Origin of the sequence: Streptomyces broussonetiae, assembly GCF_009796285.1 — a bacterium.
Taxonomy (GTDB): Bacteria; Actinomycetota; Actinomycetes; order Streptomycetales; family Streptomycetaceae; genus Streptomyces; species Streptomyces broussonetiae.
Genome location: NZ_CP047020.1, coordinates 4,323,463 through 4,346,019 on the forward strand (window position 1 = coordinate 4,323,463; position 22,557 = coordinate 4,346,019).

At 68.2% G+C, this 22,557-nt stretch carries 21 protein-coding genes and 1 pseudogene; 12 read left to right on the forward strand and 10 right to left on the reverse strand.

Annotated elements, in window-relative coordinates; genetic code table 11:
• The first annotated feature begins 1,276 nt into the window (after positions 1–1,276).
• The gene (locus GQF42_RS19955) at positions 1,277–2,164 is read left to right on the forward strand and encodes a site-specific integrase (RefSeq protein ID WP_158921795.1); all 888 of its coding nucleotides are present in this window, start codon (positions 1,277–1,279) and stop codon (positions 2,162–2,164) included.
• Here the strand turns inward: GQF42_RS19955 and GQF42_RS19960 are convergent.
• Positions 2,103–2,891, reverse strand: a complete 789-nt coding sequence (locus GQF42_RS19960) for a TRADD-N-associated membrane domain-containing protein (RefSeq protein WP_233273393.1) — start codon at positions 2,889–2,891, stop codon at positions 2,103–2,105. The two genes, GQF42_RS19955 and GQF42_RS19960, sit on opposite strands and share 62 nt — an antisense overlap.
• 511 nt (positions 2,892–3,402) lie before the next feature.
• On the opposite strand from GQF42_RS19960, the gene GQF42_RS19965 reads away from it, so the two are divergent.
• On the forward strand, positions 3,403–3,600 hold the full coding sequence (locus tag GQF42_RS19965) for a hypothetical protein (RefSeq protein ID WP_158921797.1): 198 nt from the start codon (positions 3,403–3,405) through the stop codon (positions 3,598–3,600).
• 388 nt (positions 3,601–3,988) lie between these two features.
• Here the strand turns inward: GQF42_RS19965 and GQF42_RS19970 are convergent, their stop codons facing one another.
• Together GQF42_RS19970 and GQF42_RS19975 are read right to left on the reverse strand one after the other, a co-directional pair.
• A complete protein-coding gene (locus tag GQF42_RS19970; RefSeq protein WP_158921798.1) occupies positions 3,989–4,840 on the reverse strand; it encodes a helix-turn-helix domain-containing protein in 852 nt (283 codons plus the stop codon).
• A 12-nt stretch (positions 4,841–4,852) separates the two neighbouring features.
• Positions 4,853–5,458, reverse strand: a pseudogene (locus GQF42_RS19975) (DUF6879 family protein); the annotation flags it as partial.
• A 157-nt stretch (positions 5,459–5,615) separates the two neighbouring features.
• Here GQF42_RS19975 and GQF42_RS19980 point away from each other — a divergent pair.
• From GQF42_RS19980 to GQF42_RS44970, 3 genes are all read left to right on the forward strand, one after another.
• Entirely contained in the window at positions 5,616–5,819 is a 204-nt protein-coding gene (locus tag GQF42_RS19980) for a hypothetical protein (RefSeq protein WP_158921800.1), read from the forward strand.
• Positions 5,819–6,055, forward strand: a complete 237-nt coding sequence (locus GQF42_RS19985) for a hypothetical protein (protein WP_158930360.1) — start codon at positions 5,819–5,821, stop codon at positions 6,053–6,055. Before GQF42_RS19980 ends, GQF42_RS19985 begins: the two co-directional genes overlap by 1 nt.
• Before the next feature lie 875 nt (positions 6,056–6,930).
• Positions 6,931–7,113 carry a hypothetical protein gene (locus tag GQF42_RS44970; protein ID WP_199272732.1) on the forward strand — a complete coding sequence of 61 codons (183 nt, stop codon included), beginning with the start codon at positions 6,931–6,933 and terminating at the stop codon, positions 7,111–7,113.
• Between the two features lie 195 nt (positions 7,114–7,308).
• Here GQF42_RS44970 and GQF42_RS19995 read toward each other — a convergent pair whose 3' ends face one another.
• Complete coding sequence (locus GQF42_RS19995) at positions 7,309–8,193, reverse strand: helix-turn-helix transcriptional regulator (RefSeq protein ID WP_199273016.1); 885 nt, start codon at positions 8,191–8,193, stop codon at positions 7,309–7,311.
• A gap of 40 nt (positions 8,194–8,233) precedes the next feature.
• Positions 8,234–9,055 carry an SDR family oxidoreductase gene (locus tag GQF42_RS20000; protein WP_119987691.1) on the reverse strand — a complete coding sequence of 274 codons (822 nt, stop codon included), beginning with the start codon at positions 9,053–9,055 and terminating at the stop codon, positions 8,234–8,236.
• Positions 9,056–9,392: 337 nt separating this feature from the next.
• Here GQF42_RS20000 and GQF42_RS20005 point away from each other — a divergent pair, with 337 nt between their 5' ends.
• The 3 genes from GQF42_RS20005 to GQF42_RS20010 all read left to right on the forward strand — a co-directional run bounded on the left by GQF42_RS20005 (position 9,393) and on the right by GQF42_RS20010 (position 11,774).
• Entirely contained in the window at positions 9,393–10,781 is a 1,389-nt protein-coding gene (locus GQF42_RS20005) for an IS1380 family transposase (protein ID WP_158917100.1), read from the forward strand.
• A gap of 174 nt (positions 10,782–10,955) precedes the next feature.
• Positions 10,956–11,078, forward strand: coding sequence for a hypothetical protein (locus tag GQF42_RS46975; RefSeq protein WP_267906145.1), 123 nt, complete (start codon positions 10,956–10,958; stop codon positions 11,076–11,078).
• A gap of 444 nt (positions 11,079–11,522) precedes the next feature.
• Positions 11,523–11,774 carry a hypothetical protein gene (locus tag GQF42_RS20010; RefSeq protein WP_158921802.1) on the forward strand — a complete coding sequence of 84 codons (252 nt, stop codon included), beginning with the start codon at positions 11,523–11,525 and terminating at the stop codon, positions 11,772–11,774.
• A gap of 346 nt (positions 11,775–12,120) precedes the next feature.
• Here the strand turns inward: GQF42_RS20010 and GQF42_RS20015 are convergent, their stop codons facing one another.
• The gene (locus tag GQF42_RS20015) at positions 12,121–12,954 is read right to left on the reverse strand and encodes a COG4705 family protein (protein ID WP_158921804.1); all 834 of its coding nucleotides are present in this window, start codon (positions 12,952–12,954) and stop codon (positions 12,121–12,123) included.
• 168 nt (positions 12,955–13,122) lie between these two features.
• Between GQF42_RS20015 and GQF42_RS20020 the strand changes: the two genes are divergently transcribed.
• From GQF42_RS20020 to GQF42_RS20035, 4 genes are all read left to right on the forward strand, one after another.
• Complete coding sequence (locus GQF42_RS20020) at positions 13,123–14,199, forward strand: bile acid:sodium symporter family protein (protein ID WP_158921806.1); 1,077 nt, start codon at positions 13,123–13,125, stop codon at positions 14,197–14,199.
• Positions 14,200–14,422: 223 nt separating this feature from the next.
• Positions 14,423–15,076, forward strand: a complete 654-nt coding sequence (locus GQF42_RS20025; protein WP_158921808.1) for a response regulator transcription factor — start codon at positions 14,423–14,425, stop codon at positions 15,074–15,076.
• Positions 15,067–16,335: a sensor histidine kinase gene (locus GQF42_RS20030; protein WP_158921810.1), complete on the forward strand. Its 1,269-nt coding sequence runs from the start codon at positions 15,067–15,069 to the stop codon at positions 16,333–16,335. Before GQF42_RS20025 ends, GQF42_RS20030 begins: the two co-directional genes overlap by 10 nt.
• Positions 16,336–16,373: 38 nt before the next feature.
• Positions 16,374–17,648 carry a COG4705 family protein gene (locus GQF42_RS20035; RefSeq protein WP_158921812.1) on the forward strand — a complete coding sequence of 425 codons (1,275 nt, stop codon included), beginning with the start codon at positions 16,374–16,376 and terminating at the stop codon, positions 17,646–17,648.
• Positions 17,649–17,762: 114 nt separating this feature from the next.
• Here GQF42_RS20035 and GQF42_RS20040 read toward each other — a convergent pair whose 3' ends face one another.
• From GQF42_RS20040 to GQF42_RS20055, 4 genes are read right to left on the reverse strand one after another with little or no spacing between them, the layout of a single operon-like run.
• Complete coding sequence (locus tag GQF42_RS20040) at positions 17,763–18,497, reverse strand: response regulator transcription factor (protein ID WP_158921814.1); 735 nt, start codon at positions 18,495–18,497, stop codon at positions 17,763–17,765.
• A gap of 38 nt (positions 18,498–18,535) precedes the next feature.
• Positions 18,536–21,184: an ABC transporter permease gene (locus tag GQF42_RS20045; RefSeq protein WP_158921816.1), complete on the reverse strand. Its 2,649-nt coding sequence runs from the start codon at positions 21,182–21,184 to the stop codon at positions 18,536–18,538.
• Complete coding sequence (locus GQF42_RS20050; RefSeq protein ID WP_158921818.1) at positions 21,181–21,843, reverse strand: ABC transporter ATP-binding protein; 663 nt, start codon at positions 21,841–21,843, stop codon at positions 21,181–21,183. The genes GQF42_RS20045 and GQF42_RS20050 overlap by 4 nt, the downstream gene beginning before the upstream one ends.
• Positions 21,830–22,552: an ABC transporter ATP-binding protein gene (locus GQF42_RS20055; protein WP_158921820.1), complete on the reverse strand. Its 723-nt coding sequence runs from the start codon at positions 22,550–22,552 to the stop codon at positions 21,830–21,832. Before GQF42_RS20055 ends, GQF42_RS20050 begins: the two co-directional genes overlap by 14 nt.
• Between the last annotated feature and the right edge of the window lie 5 nt (positions 22,553–22,557).

The window sequence follows — 22,557 nt, forward strand, 5'->3', positions numbered from 1 at the left end:
TCGGGACCTTGCCATGCTCCGTGTCCAATTCGCGCTCTACCTACACGCTCCAGCCAACCGCACTCTGAGCCATAGAGGAGCGTCACGACCGTAGGGGGAGTCATGGCGAAGCGTCGAAGGCCGCAACCCAGGGACAGCCGCGGCCGATTCACCAAGACCGGCATGCCGGTCTGGCTGGGCGTCGTGGTGGTCATCGTCCTGCTGTACGCCTACGCCCGCTAGCCCCGACGGGCGCAGACGGACCAAGACTCGCACCACAACCGCACCAGATGGAGCGGGGAACAGCGGGGAATCACGGTGAAAGAACGCCGGAGCCGACGAGGCACCATCTGGCGTTCCTGCCCAGGTCAGCGCCAGAGGCAGCATCAAAAGATCGCAGCTTCCCAAGCTGAGGGTGTGTGACAGCCGGCATCCTGCGTAGGTCCCCTCCCCTTGTTCTGGACATCCGTTTGCCCGATGCGCGTGCAGGTAGCGCTCTGGTGCACTGCCAGAGCGCGCCCGTCCCACGCTGCCACCGTGCCTTGCATCCGTACTTCGGGCAACAACCCCAGATGATGCAGGGCGCCTCGGAAGGCCAGGTAAAGAATGCAAAATCTGCTGTTTCACTCTTGTCGCGCCACCCCTCGCCAGATTGTGAGCCACCCTCGCCACCCCCAAGACTCCCGCTGAATCACAAGTCCTTGGGGGCCTACATGACTGACCGGCACAAGTGCCGTACGGCCAACGCACCGCAGATCGATTTTCGTTGGGGCGGTCTACGGATCACAGTTGAGCGCATCCCCACATGGGTGATCACGGCGGGATCCACCGCCGGTGCGGCCCTTGGAGCCTGGCTAGTTCATAGGTGAGCAGTTCATCCGGTCCGCGGCAGTCTTGTGATACCCGTGGCTCAACATGTGCACGTTGCCATCCGTGTACGTCCGAGGCCGTGGCGCGCTCACAACCAAAGCACTGCAAGATAAGGGCGTGGGGCTGGCCGTCCGGCGGGTCGTCGACACGTTGTCCATGCAGATCTCTACGCACCCGCCGAGCGCCGTTCCTGACATCCACAGCTGACATCAACGACGGTAGACGGCAGCAACCGCGAGCGACTCGTGGCGTCGCCGCACCCCGAACGTCCGAGGCCCGTGGGGCACGGTTCATCGAACTCCTAAAGCGGGTGTCGCAGGTTCGAATCCTGCCGGGGGCACAAGGTCTGACCAGCGCGTTTACCTCTCTGAGGTAGGCGCGCTGTTCGTCGTAGCCATGGCATTAACCATGAATAGGTTCCAGAACCATGGCGAACACCAAGAGCAAGCGACGTCAGCGCGGCAGCATCCGCCCCAACGGGGCCGGCTTCCAGGTCCGGGTCTACGCCGGGCGTGACCCGCTCACGAAGAAGGACGTCTACCTCCACGAGCAGGCCGACACGGAGGTCGAGGCCGAGAAGGCACGCACGAAGCTCCTCCGCCAGGTCGACGAGAACCGCCACCCCAAGACGCAGGTGACCATGTCGTTCCTGCTCGACCGGTGGCTGGGCGTCGCCGAGCTCGACGAGACGTCGTACGAGCGGGCCGAGGGCATCATCCGCAACTACCTCAAGCCCGCGTTCGGCGCCCTCAGAGCGAGCAAGCTGACTGCCGAGATGCTGGAGCTGTTCTACGCCCGTCTCCGGCAGTGCCAGGAACAGTGCGAAGGCCGACGCAACGGCAAGACCGACCCCAAGACGAGGCAGAAGCACGTCTGCGAGCCACTCGCCGCGAACTCCGTCCGCAAGATTCACTTCATCCTGCGCCCGGCCCTCAACCGCGGCCTGCGCTGGGGTTACGTGACGACGAACGTGGCGGCCCTCGCCGAGCCGCCATCCCAGCCCAAGCCGAACCCCGACCCACCCACTCCCGAGGAGGCAGCCCTGGTTCTGAACACTGCCTGGCAGCGGGACCTGGACTGGGGAACGTTCCTGTTCATGACGATGGTCACCGGCTCACGCCGCGGCGAGATGTGCGCTCTGCGCTGGTCAGACATCAACCTCGACCGCCTCGAACTCTTCGTGAAGCACTCCAACAACGGTCGCAGAATCAAGGACACCAAGACACGGGAGGTGGCCGGCCTGCGTCCGAGGCTCACTCGGTGGTGTCGCCCGGCTCGATCTCCTTGGGCTGGTCGCTGGGGAGCAGGCGGTTGACCATCGTCTGATTTGCCTGCATGTTGAGGGCCTTCATGGCGGCTGCCGCGTTGAGACGGTCCTTGGCGTCTGGGTCACTGACTCGGTTGATGAAGGTCGTCGCAGTTTCAAGTTGGTGGTCAGCGTCGATCTTGTCCTCGATGCGCTGTGCCTGCTCGGTTACGTGAGCCCTGGCACGTCGCGCGTGGACCGCCAGCGCTCCACCGCCGACCGTAATCAACGCGCCCGTCAGGCTCGTCACGAGCGGCACGTAACCGTGGCTGGGGCTCCCGGCGTGCAGTAGCGCCAGGACCGCCCCGACCAGGATGACCGCCGCGCCACCAGTCATGAACCACACGCTCAAGCGGAACGTCCACTCGGCCTGCTTCAGCGAGTGGTTGAGAAACTCGAAGTGGAACTTCTGTCGCTGCTCGGCCAGGCTCGGCTTGTCCGGCGCAGGTTGGGGCGCGGCGTCGCGGTAGTACCCCCCGATGAAGACGTTGTTGACCTCGCCCGCCGACTGCACCACCTGCTGTCTCAGTGCGGCGAGTTCCCTCTCCCGTGCTTCGGCGCGCGCCTTCTGTTGGAGTTGACTCAGTACGTCACGCAACGATGCTTTCGCTGCGGGGTTGTTCTCGGCATCGACCAGACTCGCCGCTAGGTTGAGTAGGTCCGGTTCGAGCACCCGAGGGGGCTCCTTCTTGTCGGGGTCGTCAGGGGTGTTGCCATCGTCTGTCGTCGTCGCCATCCCCGGCCTCCCCCGCTCCGCACCAACTGACGCGCGCGCCAACTCGCTTCAGCGTAGCGCCGGTCGGTGACATCGGCCCCAGCTCCCGCGTGAGCATCGCCTTGTCTAGTCGGCACACCCGTCCCGGGCTCCCGCGGGGTCTCCGGCGGCCTCTCGTGGGCTGGACGGGGTCCGGTCGGAGATCCCCGGAAGAGGCCCCGGAACGGCTCTCGTGCCCATCGCCCCGCTAACCCGCTTGTAGTCCGCCAGAGTTGGAACGGAGAGGGGGACAGTTCCCCATCACCTACGGTCATTGGCGAGCCTGAGCCCGGCCGTCCCAGGCCAGCGGTCCGCATTGCGGCTGCGTGTCGCTTCAGTACCGGGTCCTAAAAGGGAGAACGGCTAACCGACGGCTCCGGCCAGGCCACCCTTGAGCCCCATACGTCGGTGGGCCTCAGCAAGATCACACGTATGTCACGTGGTGATCGGCTGAGGTCCGTCCCCGCCCGATCACCGGAAAGGTAATCGGGCCGTGAAACTCCCTCTCGGCGTCAAGGTGCTGATCGTCGTCATCTGCGCCTTGGTCTCCATCATCGTCGTCCTGGTGGGCGGGTTCCTGAGCCACACCCCAGGCGGGCGCAAAGCGGCGGCCGCCCTATTCGGGGGCGGCGTCTTCGGCGGCTGCATGATCTTGTGCATGACCGTACTGTCCGCGCTCGGCGTGTTGTGAACGTGCGGAAGCCCCGGAGGTGCAGCCGACACCCCGGGGCTTCGAATTTGCGCTATACCCTTGAGAGTTGGTCCGCTTACCGAGCTACAGCTCACATGCACGGTTCAAATCCGGCAGTTGCTATCATCGCGGTCATCTTCATATTGTGGGACTTTTTTGACCTGCCTGAACGCATCAGGGAATACCGCAAGAAGTCAAATAAAAGAAGAGCGAATTCAAGCAAGAAGAGAAGGACGGTGGTCGTCATGAATAGATTGAAATTGTTCATGTCGGCCGCGAGTGTAGCCAACGCAGTGGCACATGTAGCTGAAGCCCGGCAAACGGCACAACAGAAAGAGGGTCCACCGAACGCGGTGGGCCCTTCTTTATTTTCATGTGGCCAAATGCTTCAACGGGGGTTCAAGGCTCGCCTGGCCGCGTTGATGACGTTGTGGGCGTCGCCCCCGTACACGGCGGACTCGCGCAGGGTCTTCCAGACCTTCGAGTAAAGGGCGATGTTGTCGGCGTCGTCCAGCCACAGTTCCGCGTGCCAGTCCTCCGCGACGACGAGGCGGTCATCCAGGACCCAGAAACCGTTGGCGGGCACGATCTTCACGGAAGCGGTGAACGGGATGATGCCCAGCTCGACCGTGTCCATCCCGATCACACCGGTCAGCCGGTCGAGCTGGGCGGCGAGTACCGAGGGAGGGCAGATCAGTGACCGCAGCGCGGCCTCCCACATCAGAACGTGGAGCTTACGGCCGGACCGGTACAGCCACTCCTGGCGTTGTACCCGGGCGCGTACGGCATCCTCGATGTCGCTGGCCGACCCCAGCAGCTCCGCATAGCGCCGGATGACGTGGCTCGCGTACTCGGGGGTCTGCATCAGTCCGGCGACCACCGACTCTTCCCACACCCACATCTCTGAGGTGCGCTCGATCTCCTTGGTCAGGCTCTCGTGCAGGGGCTTGAAGCCGTTCGCCAGGGCTCGTCGCCACGACCTGATGTGACTTTCGAAGCCGGCAAGCCTCGCAGCAAGTTCGGGGTATACGTCCGGCTGCTCGGTCGCGGCGGCCCACGCCCTCAGATCTTCGGGGGTGGCGGTCTGCTTGCCGTTCTCCAGCTTGCTGACCTTGGAACCCGGCCAGCCGAGCCGCTCGGCGAGCTGCTGACCGGTGAGCCGACCGCCAGGGCACGAGAACCGGAGTTCGCGGAGCCGCGCCCCCAACGCTGCCCGTGCCTGCTGGTAGTCAGTGCTCACCGGGCACGCACGCTAGTCGGCCTGGGTCACCTGCGCGGCGAACTGGTCGTACGGCACGGCGTGGTGCATGGCCGCGTCCCGTGCGATGCAGTACCGCACGACCTCTGCCGGTTCGGTGATCAGTTCGATGTTGAGCAGGTTGTCGGCATCGTCGAAGTGCAGCAGGGCGACGATGCGCGAGTCGAAGATCCAGAAGTCCTCTGCGGGCAGACCTGAATGGTCCGCGTCCTCGCGCCACAGATAGCGGATGTCCTCGCCGACGGCCGCGTTGTGCCGGGCGTAGTCGAGCAGGAACAGCTGTTCCGTGGTGGGTGGCTTGTCGGCGATGCGGACCCGGCCGACCCGCTTCCCAGCGTCCGTCTGTGCCTTGATGTTGATGAACCAGGGCTCGTCCGGGTCGCAGGTGGAAGTACCCGTGTCCAGGAACGCCTGGTAATCGGGGTCCTGCCGGTCGGAGGCGTAGCCGCGCCGCGTCTCCAGGCGCCAGGCAGTGTGTTCGAACGTCTCGAACAGGCGCCGGAAGGTCGCCCGGTCGACCAGTTCGGGCACCGGCTCCATCTCCTTCGGTCCCCAGTTCACGAGCAGGTCGCGTGGCACGACCACGGCGGCCTCGTCCGGGGGGGCGTTGATCCAATCAGCATGGACGGGGCCCCAGCTCGGCACTACGGGATGAGGCAGGGTGCAGGAGAAAACACCAGCAATCTGAGCTACCCGTCGAGCAAACGCGAGAAAACAGCATATCGCCAGCCAACTCCGCACTTCTAGCGTCCGGTTCATGGCTACGAAGCAGAAGCGGGACGTCGACCCGTACGCGGCGGTGGAAGCCCTGAGAGCGGCTCTGGACGACGCCGGAATCGTCCTCCCCTCCCTGCGAGTCGCCCCGGCGTCACCCGCGCTGAAGCTCGTTGAACTGGGCCGCGTACGGGCCGACGTGGCCGACCGTCTCGCCCAGGCACTCCGGCGAGAGGGCCGTGAATGATGGCCGAGGAGCAGCAGCCAGAGGGCGCCCTGGTCGTCGACGCCGAGACCAACAAGCTGGGGTACGTCATGGGCCACGAAGGCCCATACGTACAGCTACGCCCCGTGACCGGCGGACGCGAGTGGAACGCCGACCCTGTTCGCGTCCGCTCCGCAACCGAGGCCGAGCGCCTTCAGGCGATGCGCGAGCGCACCCGCGCCATGAACTCGTTCAGCAGCGGGGGGAACTTCCGATGAGCGCCACGGCCAGGTGCGCTGAATGACCGCCGTTCAGCCCGAGCGGACTGCCCCCAAGCCCCGTGCGGGTCGGCGCGGCTTCGACCCGGGCCAGCCATCCCTACTCGAAGCCCTCCACCAGATCTCGAACCTGTGCGGTGTGTGTGCCGGTCACCGCGAGGTCTGGTGTCCCGACTGCTGGGGGTTCGAGGGTTGCATCACGTGCCGCCGAACGGGCAAAAGTCCGGTGTCCGGAGTGCGCCGGTGGCCATCTCCTCCCTTTGTGCTGGTGACGGCCCCCGCACAGGTTGTCCGGCTTCCGTCGCCCCCGTCCCTCCTATGAATCACGCAGCCGGGGGCGGCCACGTTTCAGCAGCTCAACGCCCAATTACCTTGTTCCGGAGCATAGTTCAGCGATGGTGCGATATGCTCGCGTACATGCCCTGGAGAGTATTGAACTCACCTGGGGCACCAAGCAAGATCGCCTTGTCGTTCTTAGCGGCGTTCGCACTTTCGCGTGCGACTCGCTTTGAGCACCAAGCAAGATCGCTTTTCCGTTCTTGGCGGCGTCCGCACTTTCGCGTGCGAACTAGTCAGTGGGCGGGCTACTGAGCGGGCTATGCCTACGTCTTGAGGCGGAGAGAGGCCCACTCACCGACGTTGGCCTGCCGTAGCGGTGTGGGATCTTTGCTTGCCAACTGGCGCCTAATTTTGATCACCGAAGTATAGATCCACGGTAGGGCTTGGCCCTGCCGACTGAGATCCCGGCGATACGTCGGACGCAGGGCTTCTCAGTTCGAGCCACAGCAGCGTTGTGGCCGAGCTGAGGAACGCCCTGTGCATGGCCCTCAGCTCGGTCACCTGATCCGAAAGGTACCGAGAAGTTGGACGGGGTTGTGACTCTCGCCATCCTTGCCATCGCCGGATTGATCTCCATTGGCCTCTTCGCCTTGAAGGGCGTGCTGGACCAGCTCCCGGACGTGATCGACTCAGCCCGGATCCACCGGCTTGATGCCGGTGGATGGTTCACCCAGAAACGAAGAAGTGCCTTGCGACCTGCGATGATGGGGTTTCTCTAGGACCACATCAGGCACGATCGACAAGGCACTTCCGAGATGCAGTCTTCCCATGCCGCGGCGGCGGTCTCATCCGCGTTCGATGATCCGAACCTGATGGTGTACGGCGGGCTGGAGCCGGTGGTGCGGCTGGCCGAGCGGTGTGGTCTGCCCGCGCTGGTCGGGGAAACGGACCCTAGTACGGCTGAAGGGGTTGGACTATCCGTTGTGTGCTTCGAGCTCGGTCGCCAGCGTCTGTTGGGTGGCCGCCCACGACGCCAAGAGCGCCAAATTGTCAGCGGTCGGTGTGCCCGCGGGTGCGGTGTAGATGTTGAGGTACAGGCCGGGTTCGGCGGGCAGTTCCAGGGACTCGACGTCCAAGTCGAGCTGGCCCACGGCCGGATGGTGCATACGCTTACGGCCGGACCGGTGCAGCCGCACGTCCTGAGATGCCCACCGCTGCCGAAATAGCTCACTGCACGTTGACAGTTCGCCGACCAGGGCGATCAGCTCCTCGTCGTGCGGATTGCGGCCGGCTTCCATGCGCAGCTTCGCAGCCACGGCACCGGCGACTTGGTCGTAGTCAACAAAAAAATCTCTGGCCGCCTCGGGCTTCAGATAGACGAACCGCGCTGTGTTCGCAGGCCGTCGCGAATCGGCCAGCACCGGCGAATACAGCGCGCGAGCGAGTTGATTCATGGCGAGCACGTCATAACGGCCGTTACCGATCCAGGCCGGCGCATCGGAGATCGCGTCGAGCACCTGCTGCAGCGTCGAGCGCACCGCCACGGCAGGCATGCGCTGGCGTGGGCTGCGGGGCGCCCTCGATTGGCGCGCGAGGTGGAACAGGTGGTCGCGCTCGGCCTCGTCGAGTTGCAGGGCAGAGGCCAACGCGTCGAGCACTCCGTCGGAGGCACCGGCGAGGCTGCCGCGCTCCATGCGCACGTAGTAGTCGACCGATACCCCCGCGAGCAGCGCGACCTCCTCGCGGCGCAGACCTTTGACCCGGCGGTTGCCGCCGTAAGCGGGCAGGCCCGCCTGCTCGGGTGCGATGCGGGCGCGACGCGAGCTGAGAAACTCCCGGATCTCGGTGCGTGGATCCATCGTGGCCATCTCCGTACCATAGGCCCGTTCGCCGTACTAGTCAGTGGCCCATGACGGGGGGAGTACCCGTTGCAGTCGTCGCGGTGCCGCCATCTACCGGGATGATGGCGCCCGTGAGGTAGGACCCAGCCCGGCTGGCGAGAAACACAGCGGCACCCGCCATGTCGTCGTCGCGGCCGAGCCGGCGCAGTGGGGCCGCCGCCGCGATCTTGTCGCCGATGGCATCGAGCGTGGCCCCCATCATCTGCGACGGGAAGACTCCCGGTGCTACCGCGTTCACCGTGACGTGCTGTGGACCCAGCTCCCGGGCAAGCACTCTGGTGAGCTGATGGAGAGCCGCTTTGCTGCTGGCGTACGAGTAGGTGGGCGCCTGGGCGACGTGAATGGCGGCGATACTGCCGATGTTGATGATCCGTGCCGGATCATCGGCGGTTCCCGCCCTGCGAAGTGCGGGAAGCAGTGCCTGCACCAGCCAGAACGGCGACTTGAGGTTGAGGTCGAGCACTGCATCCCAGGCCTCGTCCGGGAACGTCTCCAGCGGCTCGCTACGCATCGCTCCCGCGTTGTTGACGAGGATGTCCAGGCGTTCCGAGTCGGCCATGACGAGATCAGCGAGGCGCTGGCACTCGTCGTGCCTGGACAGGTCGGCGGGAATTGCCTGGACGTCGCCGAATTCGGATAGCAGCTGCTGTGCCTCCGCGCACGTGTCCGCATTACGTGAGCTGATGACGACGCGGGCGCCCGCCTGGAGAAGGCCGCGCGCAATCATCATCCCAATGCCCTTGGTGCCGCCAGTGACAAGTGCGTACTTCCCACTCAGATCGAAAAGTTCCGCGTGAGTGGTGAATTGATTGTCCGTCATTGGTATCCGTTCCTTCTGTCGTGTCAGAATGCGCCGACACGGTCACGCATTCGGGGCAGCAGCTGAATTGAGCTGACGGAGGTAAATCTGCAGTGCGTGTCCATGAAGTGCTGTCGGCGCTTTCGACTCACGCCAGGCTGACAGGCGTTGTGCACATCTGGGAGGCCCTGGTGATACAGGTACTGTCAGAACCCCCCTTTCCTGGTGCGCTGAGCCCGGATCACCCCGGCTTGATGCCGGCGGATGGTTCACCCAGAAACGAAGAAGTGCCTTGCGACCTGCGATAATGGGGTTTTTCTAGGACCACATCAGGCACGATCGACAAGGCACTTCCGAGATGCGATCTTCCCATGCCGCGGCGGCGGTCTCATCCGCGTTCGATGACCCGAACCTGATCGCGTACGGCGGGCTGGAGCCGGTGGTGCGGCTGGCCGAGCGGTGCGGTCTGCCCAAGCTGGCCGGCGAGCACGTCCGGCTGCCCGCCTCGAAGGACGGCACCGGCGCCTTCCCAGCGGCGAAACTGATGTCGCTGGTGGGCGGCATGGCCGCGGGCGCCGACAGCATCGACGACATGGACCGGCTGCGGCACGGCGCGATGGGCCGCCTGTTCACCGGTGTGCGGGCCCCGTCCACGCTGGGGTCGTTCCTGCGCTCCTTCACCCACGGGCATGTGAAGCAAGTGCACGCCGTGGCCCGCCGGTTCCTGCACGAACTGGCCCGTCACACCCCGCTGCTGCCCGGCGCGGACCAGGCCGCATACGTGGACATCGACGACACCATCCGCCGCACCCACGGCTACGCCAAACAGGGCGCCGGCTACGGATACAGCAAGGTCAAGGGCCTGAATGCACTGCTCGGCGTCGTCTCCACACCCCTGTCCGCCCCCGTGATCGCTGCCACCAGGCTGCGTAAGGGACCCGCGAACTCGGCGCGCGGGGCGGCAGCGTTCGTCGCTGAGACCATCCGCACCGCACGCGCCTGCGGCGCCAGCGGCCTGCTGGTGCTGCGGGCGGACTCCGCGTTCTACGGCGCCGACGTCATCAACGTCTGCCGGGCCCTGGGTGCCCGCTACTCCATCACCATGCGGATGAACGCCTCTGTCAAGGCCACCATCGCTCGCATCGACGAGGACGCCTGGACACCGATCAAATATCCCCAAGCGGTCTGGGACGATGAGGGCCAGTGCTGGATCTCCGACGCCGAGATAGCCGAGATCCTCTACACCGCTTTCACTTCCAAGCCGAAGAAACAGCAAGTTACCGCCCGACTGATCGTGCGCCGCGTCAAACGCCTGAGCGCCGGCACCGTCCCCGCCGGACAGGGCACGCTCTTCGATACCTGGCGCTACCACGCCGCGTTCACCGACTCCCCGCTCGCCGTGAGGGATGCCGAGCGTGATCACCGCCGGCACGCTGTCGTCGAGCAGGTGATCGCCGATGTCAAGAACAGCGGCTTCGCCCACGCGCCGTCCGGTCATTTCCAGGCCAACGCCGCGTGGCTCGCCCTGGCGGCCCTGGCACACAACCTGACCCGCGCCGTCGGCGCCCTGGCCTCCGCGTTCCATGCCAGGGCGACCACCGCCACCATCCGTGACCGCCTGATCAACGTGCCCGCCCGCCTGGCCCGCTCCGCCCGCCGCCTCACCCTGCACCTGCCCGAGCGCTGGCCCTGGAGCGAGGACTTCACCCAGCTGTTCAGCACGGTGCATGCACCGCCAGCCCTCTGACGCTCCCTGACCGACCTGCCCGAAAGGGCCCGAGACCTGTGGACAGAGTGGAAGAGCTGGGCAGACCAGCGGCCACCCCATGCCCGAAACCGCAACTCAGCCCCAACACGGCCTGCACGACCCCGAAACGATCAACCGGGAATCAAGCCGGTGGATCCGGGCTCAGCTGGGAAAGTGCGTGACGCCGTGGAGCGCTTCAAGAAGAAGCAGGACGAGGCAGCCAAGCCGCAGGAGACCGAGGAGCAGCCCCGCGTGGCGATCCCGGCTGACGGCGAGGACCCGCCCATGGCCGCATAGGGCTTCCAAGAGCCATGACGAGTGGTGGCCGGCTATCACACGACGTGACGGTTCCCGCCCGGCCAACCAAGGCGGGGGCTGATCACAGAGCGTCGATCACGAGGCGAAGGAACGTGTTCAGCCAGGTCTTTGACGGCACGTCGTACATGTCGATCAGGTCCGGCGTCTTCAGGTTCGGGCGATACCTCCGGAGAGGAGTTGAAGCCGGTGACGGACCTGGGCATGTCACGAATGATCAGAGGTGTTGCAAGGGAGGGGTGTTCGAAGTCCACCGCCGGTTCAGGCATCAGCTCCATGACCCGGACCATGTACGACTTCAGGCTTCCGAAGCGTCGTCCGTGAATCACGTCCTCTTGGGGTCCGGGCATGCGCAACACTGGGAGGCCGCTCATCGCGTCCTCGTTCTACCTCCGCTCCCGGACAAGACCCTGCACGAGGTGATCGATGTTCTCGGCGCCTGACGACGCCACCGCCCAGCGCATGCGTACCGCCAGGGCGTTCGCGTGCGCCACTCTCATGCTGGCCGCCCGCGTCCGCCAGACCCTCGGTCACGTCCTCGACACCCCGGCTGCACGCGTGGCAGAACTGACCATCTGCGCCCAGATCCTCCAGGCAGCCGACCGCACGCCGTTCTACAAGGAACTGGTGGGACCGGTGAAGGAGTACCTGGGGACGACATATGAGAGGACGGCCTGAGAGTGGCTCAGCGGACAACCGGCGACACGCGCATCATGCGCCTGACCGGCCGCCACGGCACGTTCGCCATCGAAGCCGCCTCGCAGTCCGGGTGGTGATCCGGGGCGCTCGACCTGCATTGCGCGTGACTTCCCTGCCGCCGGAGCGTTGGTCCGGTGGATACATGCACCTGTTCCCTGAACCGGCGCTCGTGCTGGCGGCCCCCGGTTCCTGCCCGGTGCCGGGGGCCGCCGTGTATGGCAGGGGCTGTTCGCCCTCGTCAGCGTGGGTGTCCGGCTCCTCAAAATCGTCCGGATCGGGCCAGGGCACCGGCAGCGTTGCCTGGTGTGGTCTGGATTGTGGTGGCTCAGGCCACGAGTGTCCCTGCCTTCTCTGGTGCGGTGATGTCCTTGCGGGTGACCGAGAGGTACACGACCAGGCCGAGGATGACTGCCAGGAACAGCACGCTGGTGACGACGGTACCCAGGCCCAAGCCGCCGTCGCCGGTGGGCTGAGAGAGGTAGTCGCCGACGAAGGCGCCGAGAGGCCGGGTGAGGATGTAGGCGATCCAGAAGCTCAAGACCGCGTTCAGGTCGAGGGAGAACCACGCGAGGGCGATCGCGGCGATGGCCGCGGCGAAGAGCACGGCCGATACCCAGTAGCCGAGGTCTATCTCCTCGGCGACCAGGTCGCCGGCGGAGGTGCCGAGCGCGAAGGTGAACAGGACGGCGAGCCAGTAGTACGCCTCGCGGCGGGTCGTGTCGATGTGGTGGATCGACAGGGTGCGCTCGGTGCGGTACCAGAGGGCGAAGACGATCAGCAGGGCGATCGCGAAGACCGTGGTGGTCTCCAGCGGCACGCCCCTGTTGTCGGTGAGATTGTCGCTGACCAGGCTTCCGACGACGCTGATCAGGGCGACGGCGGGCCAGTACACGCCCGGGCGGTAGCCCTTTGTGCGGAACTGCACCACCAGGACGACGGTGAGCAGCGCGCTCATCAGCAGCGAGACTCCGGTCAGCCCGAGGCCGGCCTTCTCGTTCAGGAGGCCGGCGGCGGTCTCGCCGACCGTGGTGCACAGCACCTTGATCACCCAGAAGCAGACGGTGACCTCGGGCACCTTGTTCCAGCGCAGCCGTTGACGGGAAGGGGCTGCCTGGCCGACCTCCTCAAGCACCGGATCCTCAGACGTCTCGTATGCCATGTTGCCCGACCGTGCCATCGGGTGCCTGAACACATCCTGACTGCCGCCGTGGATCACCTGCCCCGCCCGTTCCGTGCGCGCACCATGGCTCCATGCACACACACGCACGCGGTCTCCGCATAACGGTCTTCCGTCCCGCCCCTGCCCCCGCGACGGAAGAAGACCGCCATGCACGCACCAGCTCCCACCGCCACACCGGCGCCCACTGACCGCGCGACCGCCTGGCTGCGGCGCCGTCTGGGCCGGGCCGTCGTCCTGTCCTACGGCGCAGCCCTGCTCGTGCCGGGCCCCGGCCTGTGGCTGCGCCACTCCCACGCGCTGCCGCTCGGGCCACTGATCCGACTGCCGGTTTCCACCGCACCGTGCCTGCTGTGGCTGGTGCTGTTCTCTGCCGGACTCCAGGTCCCGGTCCGTGAGCTGGGCCGAGTGCTGCGGCGCCCGAGTGCACTGCTCGCCGGGCTTGCGCTGCACCTGGCGATCCCGTTGCTGGTCATCCCGTTCGTCGCGGTATTGCTGCACGCCTCGCCCGACTCCGACGGCGGCAGCGGCCTGGTCACCGCGATGATCCTTATCGTGGCGATGCCCGTGGCGGCCGGCGCCACGGTGTGGACCGGCAAGGGCGACGGCGACCAGCCGACCATGGTCGGCCTGGTCCTCGCCTCCACCCTCATCAGCCCACTCACCACACCACTGGTGATCGAGCTGCTGTCTCCGCTGCTCAGTGGCGGCTACGCCGGCTCGCTGGCCGCGAGTGTCCACACCGCGGGCGGTGGGTTCACCTTCGTCGGCGTGGTGCTGCCCTGCGCGGCGGGCATCCTGGTCCGGCTCGCCCTGCCCGCGTCGTTGCTCGGCCGGGCGCTGGGCGCAGTCGTGCCTGTGGCCCTGGCCGGCTCGCTGGTCCTGACGTACGTCAACGCCAGCGGCGCCCTCGGCTCCTTCATCGCTCGGCCACGCCCGCTGCTGCTGGGCGCCGCGCTGGTCGTGGCGGCACTGGTCTGCCAGCTGTCGTTCGTGCTCGGCCGCTGCGCGGCGCGGCTGCTGCGGCTGGACCCGCCCGCCGCTTCCTCGCTCACCCTCGCCTGCGGCATGAACAACAGCAGCGCCAGCGCCGTACTGATCACCGCCGTGCTCCCGGACAAACCACATCTACTGCTCCCGGTCCTCGCCTACGGCCTGCTCCAGAAGACAGCCGCCAACCGAGTCGTACGGGTCCGGCCTCCCACGGTGTTGCGTTCTATTGCCTAGAACGGTCCCCGGCCCGACGCCGGGGGCCGCAGGACACCGGTGCGCGCAAGCTGTCACAGCATGTCCCCGGGATCCGGGATGCGACACGCGTCGATGGCTGCGACCGTACGGTTCGACGCGGGCCGGCCCGCACGTGAGGCAGTCAACAGCGGCCTGCTCCCCACCGTCAGGCGGCTGAGCAGGGAAGATAGAGAACTTGGACGGGAGTATCTAGGGTCAGCACGTGGCTTTCATCATGGTGTGCGAAGACGACGCGGCGGTCCGCGGCGTCCTCAAGCGCGCCCTGGAGCACGACGGCCACACCGTCTCCGTCGCCGCCACGGCCGACAGCCTGCTGCGGCAGCTCGCACCGGCGCCCCATCTGGTCGTCCTGGATCTCGGGCTCCCGGACGCCGACGGCCGCGACGTCTGCGTGGCCCTGCGGGCTCGCGGCGTCGACGCGCCGGTGTTGATGCTCACCGCCCTGGACGGCCTGCATCACAAGGTGGGCGGCTTCGAGGCCGGCGCCGACGACTACATGACCAAGCCCTTCGACATCCCGGAACTGCTGGTCCGGGTCCGGGCGCTGCTGCGCCGGGCCACCGTCGCGCCCGCACCGCGCGAGGTCGTCCTCGATCCGGCGAAGCACGTGGTGACCTACGATGCGGTGAGCATGAGCCTGACCCCGACCGAGTTCCGGCTGCTGGGCCGCCTGATCGCCTCGCAGGGCGACGCGGTGCGCCGCCACGCCCTCATCGCTGCCGGCTGGCCGCACGGGGCGCAGGTCAGCGACAACACTCTCGACTCCTATGTGCGCCGGTTGCGGGCCAAGCTCGGTCCGCTGGGCGTGGCCGAGCGGCTGGCGACCGTCCGCGGCGTGGGCTACCGATGGCAGTGACGGGATTCCGTAAGCGGGTCGTCGCGCTCACCGTGCTGATCGCCACCGCCGTGGTGGCAATACTGGTCGTGGTCTCGCACGTGCTGCTGAGCCGGGTGACGGACACCGACGCGCACGATCTGGCACGTACTCGCGCCGAGGCGGTCGCGGCGAACGTCACCGCCAAAGGCGGCCGTGTCGTTCTGACGGAGAACAGCAGCGAGGCGCTGGACGAGGTCGCCTGGGTGTATGCCGACGGCCGCCTGATCGACGGGAACGTGCCGCCGAGCGTGGTCGATCGCGTCGAGGAGCTGGCGGACTCCGGGCGATCGCAGACCGCGACGGTCGGCGATTACCTCCTGTACGCGCGGCAGGTCCCGATCCACGGCCACCACGTCATGGTGATCGTCCGGGTGGACCTCACGCCCTACGAGACATCCGAGCAGCGCAGCCTGGCCTTGTCCCTGATACTGGGCGGCCTCACGATCCTCCTCGCCGGCGGTGTCGCGCACCTCGTGGTACACCGCGCGCTGCGGGTCGTGCACGAGATGGCCGCCCTCGCCGACGACTGGGGCCATCACGAACCCGGGCGCCGCTTCAACCTCGGAGTCCCCCGCGACGAGTTCGGGGAACTGGGGCGGACCCTGGACCACCTCCTGGAACGCGTCGACAACGCGCTGGCGGACGAGCGACGGCTCACCGATGAGATCGCCCACGAGCTCAGGACACCGCTCACGGTCCTGCGGGCCGAGGCGCAGCTGGCGCAGCTGTCCGGCAAGCCGGTGCCGCCGGAGGCGGTGCTGAGCGAGGTCGACCGCCTCGATGCGGCGATCACGACGCTTCTGCGCGCCGCTCGGGCACGGACGGACGAGGTGACCCGGTGCGACCTGCGCTCCGCCGCACGACAGGTGATCGCCGGCCGCGCGGTCGAGGTCGCCTTCCCCGCGAAGGTCGAGGTCGCCGTGGCGGCCGACGTCGCCGTGTCGCTGCTGTCACCCCTGCTGGACAACGGCCTGCGGCATGCGAAGTCCCGTGTGTGGATCACCGCCCGCAACCAGGGCGAGGCCGTCGTGGTCGATGTCCTGGACGACGGCCCCGGATTCGATCCCGCGGACGTCGACCGGGTCTTCGAGGCGGGGGTGACCGGCGGTGGCGGGTACGGGCTGGGGCTGCCGGTGGTCCGGCGCATCGCCGCCTCGGCCGGTGTGGAGGTCCGTGCGATCGCGGACGGCCGCGGTCACGTCGAGGTGACGCTCCCGGCCGCCCGTGCAACCGCGTAGTCAGGTTATGTGCAGATTCCCCGCGTAAACCTCCCCGCATGACAACGACAACGGAAGCACGCGCGCGCAGCGGGCGGCTCATGCTCAACAAGGTTCCCGAGGTCACCGTCTGGTTCTGGGTGATCAAGATCCTGTGCACGACCGTCGGTGAGAGCTTCGCCGACTGGATCAACATGAAGCTGGGCGTCGGCCTGGTGAACACGGCCTGGATCTTCACCGCGGTGTTCGTGGTGGTCCTGGCCGTCCAGCTGCGGCTGAAGCGGTACGTTCCGTTCCCCTACTGGCTGACCGTGGTCGTTGTCAGCGTCACGGGCACCCTGTACACCGACATCCTCACCGACCAGCTGAACGTGCCGCTGTGGATCAGTTCCGCGGTCTTCTCGGTGCTGCTTGCGGTGGTCTTCGGTGTCTGGTGGCTGCGCGAGCGCACCTTGTCGATCCACTCGGTCACGACGCTTCCGCGGGAGTCGTTCTACTGGCTGACCGTCCTGGTCACCTTCGCGCTCGGCACCGCGACCGGCGACTGGACCCTGGAGCTGACCGGCTGGAGCCCGGGGGTCTCGGTGTTGCTCCCGCTCGGCCTCATCGCGGCGATCACGGCGCTGTGGAGGTTCGGCGCGAACCCGGTGCTGTCCTTCTGGCTCGCCTACATCCTGACCCGCCCGCTCGGCGCGAACATCGGCGACTGGCTCGCCTCCCCCAAGGTCGCCCAGAACCCGGGCGACCCGACCGGTCTCGACCTGGGCACATTCACCACCAGCCTGATCTTCCTCGGCCTGATCCTGGCCACGGTGGTCTACCTGACGGTGACGCGCTCGGACGTGACCGAGACCCACGAGGCGACCCACGCGGCACCGGCCACCAGCAACCCGCGCAAGGAGCGCACCGCGCTGGCCGGCTTCGGACTGCTCGCCGTCGCCACCGCGGGCCTGCTGGTCTGGGCCCACGGCCAGCCGCACGTCGGCCCGGCGCCGGAGACCGACAACACCTCCGCCGTCCAGATGGCTCCCGGCCAGGCGGTGAAGAAGTTCCCGCCCGCCAAGGTCGACGCACTGAAGACCCTCGCCTCCACCTCGCTCAAGGACGCACGCTCGGGCAACGCGGCCGGAGCCCATGCGGCAGCCCAGAAGCTGCGTGACCTGTGGGACGCCGACCAGGATTCGCTGCAGCCGCTGGACCAGACCGGCTGGACCTCCATCGACGCCCAGATGGACAAGGTGCTCAAGACGTTCGGCATCGATCACCCGAACCCGCCGATGTCGCCTGCACAGCAGGAGAAGGAACTGAACGCCCTCCTGACGGACATGGGCTGACAGACCGCACTGAGCCCGCCCGGCCCACCCGGCCGGGCGGGCTCAGTGTGCCGCAGAATCCCATGGGACTGGCGCTGACCAGGGCCAGTCAACTCTTCGTCCCGGCCCACCGCTCTAGCCGCAGCACTCAAGGCGGTAACCATGTCCCCTGAGCGTGGTGATGTGAGGCAACCGGCAAGGGCGGGCGGACTCCTCGGCGGCCTGGGTGAGACGTCGGCGCAGGCCGGCCATGGTGACGTCGAGGGTCTTGGTGGGGCCGAACCAGTTCTCGTCCCACACCTGTGCCATCAGCGTTTCTCGCGAGACGGCGGTGCCGGGGTTCCTGGCGAGCAGGGCGAGGAGGTCGAACTCCTTCGGCCGCAAGGCGATCTCCGTGTCGTGAAGGGTGCAGCGGCGGGACGTGGTGTCGATGACCAGGTCGCCGAGCCGTAGTGGGGGCTGCGGCTGCGACGTGCTGGTCTGGCGGCGCAGGTGGGCGCGGAGGCGGGCCAGCAGGACGGTGAGGCTGAAGGGTTTGACCAGGTAGTCGTCGGCGCCTGCGTCCAGGCCGGCGATGACGTCGATGTCGTCGGTACGGGCGGTGAGGATCACGATCAGCACGTCGGGGAGGCGGGCGCGCAGGGTGCGGGCGAGGTCCAGTCCGTCGAGGTCGGGCAGGCCGAGATCCAGGAGAACCGCGTCGTAGGCAGTGCGGTCCGTCTCCGCCAGGGCCGAGGCGCCGGTGCGGCTCCAGGTGGGGCGGTAGCCGTTGACGCGGAGGTCGGCTTCCAGGTGGTGTCCGATGGTGTCGTCGTCCTCGACGACCAGGATGTGCAGGCGGCTGCGGTCCGGTGCGGCAGGCGTGCCCATGGCAACAGAGTAGACAGGTCGCTCCCCTGCAGGCGGGCTCACAGGTCGCGCAGTTCCTCCACCGCGGGGCGCCGGGCACCGCGGATGCCGTTCAGGGCTGCCGCCAGTACGGCGGTCAAGGCGGCCACTCCGGTCAGGGTCAGGTAGACGCCGGGCACCGCCAAGGTGGCGGGCGGCGGGTCGAACACGCCGGTGAGTACCTTGACCAGCATCTCCGACAGCGCCCATCCGATGACGGCACCCCCGGCCAGGCCTCCTGCGGCCAGCAGAAGGGCCTCGGTGAGGACCATGCCGCGCAGCTGGCGTGTGCGTGCGCCGAGGACGGTGGCGATGGCGAAGGTACGACGGCGTTCGGCGAGCCCGAGGGCGAGAACCAGTCCCCCGGCTCCGGCGGCCAGCAGGACCGCGAAGGCGAGTTCGATGCGGGTGAGTCCGGCCAGGTCGACGGAGGTCAGGCTGGTGCCGACGGTGCCGCGGGTCTGGGTGAGGTCGGTGACGGTGGCGCTGGTGCCGAGCTGCGAGCGCAGGCGCGTGGCGATCTGCTTCTGGTGGGTGCCGCCGGTGTCGAGGAGGAAGGCGCCGACCGCGTCGCTGCCGGTCGCCTTGGCGATGTAGGCGGCGTTGGCGACGAAGAAGCTGTCCTTCGGTGCCGTGGGGAACTCCTTGGCGATGCCGGCGTAGTGGAAGGGGACGGTGCGCAGGGCCTTGGTGCGGGCGTCCTGGATGCGCAGGTTGACGGTGTCGCCGGGAGCGAGCTGGAAGTCGTTGACGGTCTCGACGCTGACCAGCAGGTTGTCCGGGCGCTGGGCCAGCTTGCGCATGAGCTGCTGGGCGGTGCCGCCGGCGAAGTAGGCGTCCTGGAGGGAGGTGGCCCGGGCGATGGTGTCGGGACGGACGCCGTAGAGGTCCTGCAGGTCGGAGCCGACGTAGGCGAAGCGGTGCTGGAGGGGTTCGACGTGCCGTACGCCGGAGATCTTCAGGGCGGATCCGGCACCGGGTGGAACACGGGCACCGGGTGGTTCGGTGACGGTGACGTCGGCGCCGTTGGTCAGGCGGGCGTCGACCTCGGCCTGCTGGCGGTAGGTGGCGTTGAAGACGGCGGTGGAGAGCGCGAAGGACACGGCGAGGGCGAGCAGCACCACCGAGCGGGCCAGGGGGCGGCGGCGCCGGGAGAGGGTGGCGGCGGTGGTGCCGGCGAGGGTCGCGGTCAGCGGGCGGGCCAGCCGGGCCAGGGCGGGGCGGCCGTGGGTGAGGGCGAGGAGGGTGAGCCGCCACAGCAGCAGCGCGGCGCCGATCCACAGCAGAGCGGGGCCGAGGAGGGCCCAGTACGACACGGAGATGCTGGGCACGCCTTCCGGGGCGAGGACCAACGCGTACTGGTTGCCGGAGGAGGCGCGGAAGACCAGCCAGGAGCCGATCAGGAGGGCGAAGTCCAGGCCGTACCGCATCCACCACGGGTTCCTGGTGCTGCGGGCACCGGACTCCTTGCGGGTCTCGGCGACGGTCACCGTACGCAGGTCGCGCAGGGCGGGGACGAGGACGGCTCCGGCAGCTACGGCGGCACCCAGCACGAAGGCGGTGCCGTACCAGGCCCAGGTGCCCGCGCCCGCTCCGAAGGAGGCGGCACCGAAGGCGAGGCGGCCGCTCAGCGCGGCGATGCCCAGTCCTGCCAGGCCGCCGAGGAGACCGATCAGCGCCGCTTCCAGCCCGGCGAGGGCGGTGATCTGGCGGGGGCGCAGGCCGCGCAGGCGCAGCAGGCCCTGCTCCTGGCGGCGCCGTTCGCTGCCGGCCGAGGCGACCGCGGCGGTCAGGGCGGCGGCCAGGACCGCGCCGGGGACGCCGAGGAAGAGGAAGAGGATCTGGGCGTACAGGGCGTCCTGGCGGGCGGAGTCGAGGGCGGCGCCGATGTTGTTGCCGACCAGTGCGGCGCCCGCGGAGCGGGCCTCCAGGTTGTGGGCGGCGCCGGTGACGGCGGTGAAGGCGGCAGCCGGATCGGAGGGCAGGCGGGCGTCGTCGCGCGCCACGTGGATCTGGGTGGTGACCGCAGAGGCACCGCGGGTCAGCGCGGCGAACCTGGCGGCGGGCAGCAGGACGACGTTGTCCGGCGGTGCAGTCGGCTGGGACTGGCTGGGTGCGCCGACGGTCTGGAAGAGCGAGTCGGCCTGGGGCAGGTCGACCACACCGTCCACCTTCACCTGTCGCACTCCGATGCCGGCAAACTGGACGCCGATGGTGTCGCCGGGAGCGGCGTGCAGGTTCGAGGCGGTCTGCTGGGCCAGCAGGACGCCCGTCGGGGAGCCGGAGAGGGTGCGGATGGCGTCGGGGAAGAGGGCGCGGTAGCCGTCGGGCAGGCCGAGGGCCATGCCGGGGCCTGTGGTCTGGGTGCTGCCCTGGACGCGCGCGGTGAAGCCGGTGGTGTGGGCGAAACCGACGGGCAGGGCGGCGCGGGTTCCCGGCGCCTTGCGGACCAGGGACATCACCGCGCCGGGGTCGGCGCCTGGCTGTACCTGGACCTGCCAGTCGACGGCGACCGAGCGCACGGCACGCTGGGTCATGGTCGCCTTCGACGCCGTGAGGAAAGAGCCCAGCGCGGCGACCAGGGCGACCGCGAGGGCGATCCCGGCCAGCGCAGCCAGCAGACGTCCGGTGCGATGGCGGGCCAGGCCGGCCGTCCACGAGCCGATCATGGCACCTCCTCGGGTGCGAGCAGTCGGCCGTCGCGCATGGCGCGCCGGGTGGTGAGGCGGGCGGCGACGGCGGGATCGTGGGTGGTGACGACGAGGGCCGCGCCGGTGTGGTCGGCGGCGGTGAGGAGGGCGTCGAGGACACGGCCGCCGGTGGCGTGGTCGAGGCGGCCGGTGGGCTCGTCGGCGAGGATCAGGCGGGGGGACTGGGCCAGGACCCGGGCCACGGCGACCCGCTGGGCCTGACCACCGGAGATCTCCTCGGGCAGCCGGTCCGCCAGGTCGACGGCGTCGACCAGCGCGAGCGCCGCGAGGGCCGCCTGCCGGGCCTCGCCTTCCGGGCGATCGGCGAGGACCAGGGGCAGGGCCGTGTTCTCGACCACGTTCAGGGCTGGGATCAGGCTGTCGCCCTGGAAGACCAGGCCGATGTCGTACGGCCCGAGGGAGGTGGCCCGGGTCACCGTTCCGCTGGTGGGCTGTTCCAGCCCGGCCAGCAGGTGCAGCAACGAACTCTTCCCCGACCCGGAGGGGCCGACGACTGCGAGCCGATCGCCGGCCCCGATCTCCAGGTGGGCACCGTGCACGGCCACGACGGCCTGCGTGCCCCGACCGAAGGTGAGAGCCGCGTCGGTGCAGGTCACGAGTACCTCATCCGGTGGCATCGGGGACCCCCTGCGGCGCAGGCCGGGCGGTTTGGGCCGAGGCGTCGGTGGCCCTGCCGTCCTCCAGTGCGATCACCCGGTCCACGCTCCTGACGACGTCGGTGCTGTGCGTCACGATCAGCACCGCGCATCCCTGCGCTGCCCGCTCCCGCAGCATCGCGAGGACCATCTGCTCGGTCTCCCCGTCCAATTCGCCGGTCGGCTCGTCCGCCAGGAGGACAGCGGGGGAGTTGGCCAGCGCGACGGCCAGCCCTGCCCGCGCCAGCTCCCCTCCGGACAGCTGCCGGGGCAGCGCGTGCATCCGTTCACCGAGACCCACCTGGGTCAGCAGTTCCCTGGCCGAGGCGGCCGGCTTACGGCCCGCGGCGCGCTGCGGCAGGCGGACGTTGTCCCGCACGCTCAGATGGGGCAGCAGATTGCGGGTCTGCAGCAGCACGCCGATGTGCCGGGCGCGCAGCCGTGCCCGCTCGGTCTCGGGCCGGTGGCTGATGCGCACGCCGTCCACGCGGACCTCCCCGCCGGAGGGCTCGTCGAGCCCGGCCAGACACGCCAGCAGAGTCGACTTGCCGGATCCCGAGGGACCCACGACCGCCACCGTCTCACCCCGCCCGACCCGCAGCGACACCCCGCGCAACGCGAGCGTCTCCTCCTCGCCGGCCCGGTAGAAGCGGTACAGCTCACGAGCAGCCAGCACCGACTCGGACGCCATGGTGC

Excerpts from the sequence above, each read along its gene's own strand:
- GQF42_RS20000 (WP_119987691.1), bottom strand. The coding sequence starts at position 9,055 with ATGACGGACAATCAATTCACCACTCACGCGGAACTTTTCGATCTGAGT.
- GQF42_RS19960 (WP_233273393.1), bottom strand. The coding sequence starts at position 2,891 with ATGGCGACGACGACAGACGATGGCAACACCCCTGACGACCCCGACAAG.
- GQF42_RS20020 (WP_158921806.1), top strand. The coding sequence starts at position 13,123 with ATGCACGCACCAGCTCCCACCGCCACACCGGCGCCCACTGACCGCGCG.
- GQF42_RS20050 (WP_158921818.1), bottom strand. The coding sequence starts at position 21,843 with ATGCCACCGGATGAGGTACTCGTGACCTGCACCGACGCGGCTCTCACC.
- GQF42_RS20015 (WP_158921804.1), bottom strand. The coding sequence starts at position 12,954 with ATGGCATACGAGACGTCTGAGGATCCGGTGCTTGAGGAGGTCGGCCAG.
- GQF42_RS19980 (WP_158921800.1), top strand. The coding sequence starts at position 5,616 with ATGGCTACGAAGCAGAAGCGGGACGTCGACCCGTACGCGGCGGTGGAA.
- GQF42_RS19985 (WP_158930360.1), top strand. The coding sequence starts at position 5,819 with ATGGCCGAGGAGCAGCAGCCAGAGGGCGCCCTGGTCGTCGACGCCGAG.
- GQF42_RS20010 (WP_158921802.1), top strand. The coding sequence starts at position 11,523 with ATGTTCTCGGCGCCTGACGACGCCACCGCCCAGCGCATGCGTACCGCC.
- GQF42_RS20005 (WP_158917100.1), top strand. The coding sequence starts at position 9,393 with ATGCGATCTTCCCATGCCGCGGCGGCGGTCTCATCCGCGTTCGATGAC.
- GQF42_RS20040 (WP_158921814.1), bottom strand. The coding sequence starts at position 18,497 with ATGGGCACGCCTGCCGCACCGGACCGCAGCCGCCTGCACATCCTGGTC.
- GQF42_RS20045 (WP_158921816.1), bottom strand. The coding sequence starts at position 21,184 with ATGATCGGCTCGTGGACGGCCGGCCTGGCCCGCCATCGCACCGGACGT.
- GQF42_RS20055 (WP_158921820.1), bottom strand. The coding sequence starts at position 22,552 with ATGGCGTCCGAGTCGGTGCTGGCTGCTCGTGAGCTGTACCGCTTCTAC.
- GQF42_RS19955 (WP_158921795.1), top strand. The coding sequence starts at position 1,277 with ATGGCGAACACCAAGAGCAAGCGACGTCAGCGCGGCAGCATCCGCCCC.
- GQF42_RS19995 (WP_199273016.1), bottom strand. The coding sequence starts at position 8,193 with ATGGATCCACGCACCGAGATCCGGGAGTTTCTCAGCTCGCGTCGCGCC.
- GQF42_RS20030 (WP_158921810.1), top strand. The coding sequence starts at position 15,067 with ATGGCAGTGACGGGATTCCGTAAGCGGGTCGTCGCGCTCACCGTGCTG.
- GQF42_RS20035 (WP_158921812.1), top strand. The coding sequence starts at position 16,374 with ATGACAACGACAACGGAAGCACGCGCGCGCAGCGGGCGGCTCATGCTC.